The 3,311-nt window shown below is 68.9% G+C and carries 4 protein-coding genes and 2 pseudogenes; all 6 read left to right on the top strand.

The annotated features are described in order from the left end of the window. Window positions 1-221 (top strand): annotated as a pseudogene (locus CTA01S_RS15735) (hypothetical protein); the annotation flags it as partial. 3 nt (window positions 222-224) lie between these two features. Next, window positions 225-854, top strand: coding sequence for a hypothetical protein (locus tag CTA01S_RS15740; protein WP_062196806.1), 630 nt, complete (start codon window positions 225-227; stop codon window positions 852-854). Between the two features lie 276 nt (window positions 855-1,130). Then, window positions 1,131-1,646, top strand: coding sequence for a DUF6511 domain-containing protein (locus tag CTA01S_RS15745; RefSeq protein WP_062196809.1), 516 nt, complete (start codon window positions 1,131-1,133; stop codon window positions 1,644-1,646). Then, window positions 1,643-2,386, top strand: coding sequence for a hypothetical protein (locus CTA01S_RS15750; RefSeq protein ID WP_062196807.1), 744 nt, complete (start codon window positions 1,643-1,645; stop codon window positions 2,384-2,386). The genes CTA01S_RS15745 and CTA01S_RS15750 overlap by 4 nt, the downstream gene beginning before the upstream one ends. Beyond that, window positions 2,383-2,634 carry a hypothetical protein gene (locus CTA01S_RS15755; protein WP_062196808.1) on the top strand — a complete coding sequence of 84 codons (252 nt, stop codon included), beginning with the start codon at window positions 2,383-2,385 and terminating at the stop codon, window positions 2,632-2,634. The genes CTA01S_RS15750 and CTA01S_RS15755 overlap by 4 nt, the downstream gene beginning before the upstream one ends. Further along, window positions 2,631-3,311 (top strand): annotated as a pseudogene (locus tag CTA01S_RS15760) (phage/plasmid primase, P4 family); the annotation flags it as partial. The gene CTA01S_RS15755 and the pseudogene CTA01S_RS15760, both read left to right, overlap by 4 nt.

The raw sequence follows: 3,311 nt of genomic DNA on the forward strand, positions 1-3,311 counted from the left end.
CCGCGGAACTGCCCGGCATCGTCGACGAGGTGGTCACCTTGGCCGAGATCAAGGCCGAGGACGGCTCGTCCTACCGCGCCTTCGTCTGCCACACCGTCAATCCCTACGGCTATCCGGCCAAGGACCGAAGCGGCCAGCTCGAGTTGCTGGAGCCGCCGAACCTGCGCGCGCTGATCGACAAGTGCGCCGCCGCCACTCGAATCCTGACATCCAAGGAGTGATCCATGACCGCCTGGAACGACTTCAACGACGCCGAACAACAGACCAGCTTCGACCTCATCCCCAAGGGCACGCTCGCCCGCGTGCGCATGACCCTCAAGCCCGGGGGCTTCGACGACCCGGCGCAGGGCTGGACGGGCGGCTACGCTACCCAGAGCTTCGAGACGGGATCGGTCTATCTCGCCGCCGAGTTCGTGGTGCTGGAGGGCGAGTACGCCCGGCGCAAGCTCTGGAGCAACATCGGCCTGCATTCCCCGAAGGGCCCGGCCTGGGGTCAGATGGGCCGCAGCTTCGTGCGCGCGATCCTCAACAGCGCCCGCAACGTCCATCCCCAGGACAACGGCCCGCAGGCCGCCGCCGCGCGGCGCATCCAGGGCTTCCACGAGCTCGACGGCATCGAGTTCCTCGCCCGCATCGACGTCGAGAAGGACGGCCGCGGGGAACTGAAGAACGTCGTCAAGAGCGCCGTCGAGCCCGACCACCCGGACTACGCCCGGCTGATGGGCGTGCCGCCCAAGACCCCGGGCAGCGGCTCCTCCGGCGCGCCAGCGGCGGTGGTTCCGCCCCATGCGATGCCCGCGCCTGCCGTCGCGCAGCGTCCCGCCGTGCCGGGCAAGCCGACCTGGGCGCAGTGAGGAGGTGACGATGGCAACACACCGCATTGCCCGTGTGGGCGCGTTTCCGCCGTGCTTCTCCAGCGAGGCCCAGTTCCGCCAATGGCGCGAGACCGCCCGACGCGTCCCTCCGAGCGAGAGCCAGTACTGCGCAGACTGCACACCTGCGTACCAGAGCGAGATGATCCGCCTGTGCCGCTGTGCGCATCCTGGCACGACCTTTCACCTGACAGCCGATGGCTTCCTGGAAGGTGTAAGGCCGGGATGCCCCCTCTCCAAGCGCAAGAGGGAGGGCGCGTGAAATGCTGGGTCTGCCAACGACAGGCGCGCGGCTACGGCCACCTGGATCTACGCCATGCGGTGGGCGACGCGCGGCGCTATCCCATCGACTGGGTGTTCTGCTCGCGGCGCTGCCAAGAGGCGTTTCACGCGCTCTACGGCAACTGGCTGCGGGCGCAAGAAGGGCGCATCGACAAGACGGAGGTCGCGATGATCGATCCGTCTGAAGTCGAACTGGCCGCGATGCGAAAGTGCCTCAGGGCCTTCGGCGAGGCGGCCGAGGGCATCGGGTTCGACAAACCCCTCGGGGCGTACTCGGAAGCCGAGGCGCTGCAGGTGATCGATGCGATCGTCACCTGCTACACCGAGGCGATGGTCGCGCACCATGAGGCGAGCAAGTACCCGCCGGTGCGGGGACTCAAAGACCCCGTGTCCGACCCCTTCGCGGATCTGGAAGACGACCTGCCGTGGGTGGAACCGGAGTCTGCCTCCAAAGCGGCACGCAAGGGCGCACCACAGGAGGCGCGGCGATGATGGACTTCAACGCCTTCAAGAGCTTCTCGGGCCAGCTCACGGCCTTGATCGACGCGGCCATGCAGCGGACCCGCGCGGCCCAGCCCCGCCGCACGTATCTCGGCGCCTCGCGCCTGGGGGCGGCGTGCGAGCGCGCGCTGCAGTACGAGGTCGCCGACGCGCCAGTCGATCCGGGCCGCGAGACCGAGGGTCGCCTGCTGCGCGTCTTCGAGCGCGGCCATGTGATGGAGGACTGCATGGCCGCCTGGCTGCGCGAGGCGGGCTTCGATCTGCGCACGCGCAACGCCGCCGGCGAGCAGCTGGGCTTCTCGGCGCTGGACGGCCGCCTGCAGGGTCATGTGGACGGTGTTCTCGTCGCCGGGCCGGATCTGGGCCCGGGCTTTGGCTACCCGGCGCTGTGGGAGAACAAGTGCCTGGGTGCGAAGTCCTGGCGCGAGCTGGACAAGCACCGGCTTGCGGTTGCCAAGCCCATCTACGCCGCGCAGGTGGCGATCTACCAGGCCTATCTCGGCCTGCACGAGCAGCCGGCACTCTTCACCGCGGTCAACGCCGACACGATGGAGATCTACGCCGAGCGGGTGCCCTTCGATGCAGGGCTTGCGCAGCGCATGTCCGACCGGGCGGTGAAGGTGATCACGGCCACCGAGGCGGGCGAACTGCTGCCGCGCGCATTCGCCGAACCTACCCACGTCGAATGCCGGATGTGCCCCTGGCAGGACCGGTGCTGGAGGACCACATGAGCCAGGACGCGCCATTCACGGGTGGCGTCGAACCGATGATCGACGCCAAGCAAGCGGCCGCCTCGCTGCGGCTGCCGTACTACTGGTTTGCCGACCCGGCGATGCGAAACCGCTACCGCATCCCGCACTACCTGCTGGGTGGACTCGTTCGCTACCGGCTGTCTGAACTGTCGGCCTGGGCGGCCCGCAGCACGGCTGCGCACAAGCGGGATGCGCTGCAAACGGATGGAGTCGAGGTGGGCGAATGATCGACTTCAACGACCCTGCTGCCGCACCGCAGCGCAACCTCGATGGCGAACGCGACCAGATCCGCGCGGCCTTGTTGGCCCGGCTCGAGCCGCTGCTGTTCACCCTGTTGCCGGCCGGCAAGAAGCGGCGAGGCAAGTTCCTCATCGGCGACGTGCTGGGCAGCCCCGGCGACAGCCTGGAAGTGGTGCTTGCCGGCGACAAGGCCGGCCTGTGGACCGACCGTGCCACGGGTGAGGGCGGCGACGTCTTCGACCTCATCGCCGCCCATCACGGCCTCGATACGCACACCGAGTTCCATCGGGTGCTCGAAGCCGCCGCGGACCTGATCGGTCGTGCTCGACCCGTCGCGTCGCGTGCGCGCAAGAAGGACGCGCCGGTCGATGACCTCGGCCCCGCCACCGCCAAGTGGGACTACCTCGACGCACAAGGGCAGCTCATCGCCGTCGTCTACCGCTACGACCCGCCCGGGCGCAAGAAGGAGTTCCGGCCCTGGGACGCCAAACGGCGCAAGATGGCCCCGCCCGAGCCGCGGCCGCTGTACAACCAGCCGGGGATCCAGGACGCCGCCCAGGTCGTGCTGGTCGAGGGCGAGAAATGCGCCCAGGCCTTGATCGACGCCGGCGTGTGCGCCACCACCGCGATGCACGGGGCGAATGCGCCCGTGGACAAGACCGAT

The organism is Caldimonas taiwanensis NBRC 104434 (assembly GCF_001592165.1).
Taxonomy (GTDB): Bacteria; Pseudomonadota; Gammaproteobacteria; order Burkholderiales; family Burkholderiaceae_C; genus Caldimonas; species Caldimonas manganoxidans.

Excerpts from the sequence above, each read along its gene's own strand:
- CTA01S_RS15740 (WP_062196806.1), top strand. The coding sequence starts at position 225 with ATGACCGCCTGGAACGACTTCAACGACGCCGAACAACAGACCAGCTTC.
- CTA01S_RS15750 (WP_062196807.1), top strand. The coding sequence starts at position 1,643 with ATGATGGACTTCAACGCCTTCAAGAGCTTCTCGGGCCAGCTCACGGCC.
- CTA01S_RS15755 (WP_062196808.1), top strand. The coding sequence starts at position 2,383 with ATGAGCCAGGACGCGCCATTCACGGGTGGCGTCGAACCGATGATCGAC.